Raw genomic sequence first — 1,410 nt, forward strand, 5'->3', positions numbered from 1 at the left:
ATTTAGTTTCATTTCAGCTTGTAAGTTTTTGATAAATTAATTCTATTGACGTTAAGACAAATGCTTAATTCCCAATAAACTCAAGATCTTGCAGGCCAGTAAATTTTTCTGTTTTTTCACTGTAAAAATATCAAAACATGGCTGTTCCTAGCCGCAACCATCATTTGGGGAGTCCCTCTTTTTATGGCATAATGGACTACTTGACGGATTGTTCCGCTCTCCATTTTTTCAAACCGCAGAATCAAAATCATACTGCGGTTTGTCCATTTCAGAATCAGATTTTTCATACGGCCTATCATTCAAAAGGCCGTCTGAACAGAAAGCCACCATCATGAATCCTTTCTCTTCACTCGGTTTAGGCAGCGAATTAGTCTCTGCCCTGACCGATCAGGGTTATGAAAACCCGACGCCCATCCAAGCCGCAGCGATTCCTAAAGCCTTGGCAGGACACGACCTTTTGGCCGCAGCACAAACCGGCACAGGTAAAACCGCCGCCTTTATGCTGCCCAGCCTCGAACGTCTGAAACGCTACGCCACATCCAGTACCTCCCCTGCCATGCACCCTGTCCGTATGTTGGTATTGACCTCAACCCGCGAACTGGCCGATCAAATCGATCAAAACGTGCAGGCATACATTAAAAATCTTCCTTTGCGCCATACCGTCCTCTTCGGCGGCGTCAATATGGACAAACAAACTGCCGACTTGCGCGCCGGTTGCGAAATCGTTGTCGCTACGGTTGGCCGACTGCTCGACCACGTCAAACAAAAAAACATCAATTTAAACAAAGTTGAAATCGTTGTACTCGACGAAGCCGACCGTATGCTTGATATGGGTTTCATCGACGATATCCGCAAAATCATGCAGATACTGCCCAAACAGCGACAAACCCTGCTTTTCTCCGCCACTTTCTCACCGCCTATCCGCAAGCTTGCGCAAGATTTTATGCACACGCCTGAAATGGTTGAAGTGGCTGCGCAAAACACCACTAACGCCAATGTCGAGCAACACATCATTGCCGTTGATGCACTCAAAAAACGCAACCTGCTCGAACGTCTGATTGTTGATTTGCATATGAATCAAGTCATTGTATTCTGCAAAACCAAACAAAGCGTCGATCAAGTTACCCGCGACCTCGTCCGCCGCAACATTGCCGCGCAATCCATCCACGGCGACAAATCCCAACAAAGCCGACTGGAAACCCTCAACGCCTTTAAAGAAGGTACATTACGCGTTTTGGTTGCCACCGACGTTGCCGCACGCGGCCTGGATATTGCCGAGTTGCCTTTCGTCATCAACTACGAGCTGCCAACCCAACCTGAAGACTACGTCCACCGCATCGGACGTACCGGTCGGGCCGGTGCTGACGGCGTTGCCATTTCCTTAATGGATAAAACCGAACAGAAAATGTT

The 1,410-nt window shown here is 47.9% G+C and carries 1 protein-coding gene; it reads left to right on the forward strand.

The annotated features are described in order from the left end of the window. Positions 1–328: 328 nt before the first annotated feature. Positions 329–1,410 (forward strand): DEAD/DEAH box helicase (locus ACTHUT_RS20675; protein ID WP_440419678.1); only part of this gene is annotated, 1,082 nt, incomplete at its 3' end.

The organism is Neisseria sp. P0022.S010 (assembly GCF_051956635.1).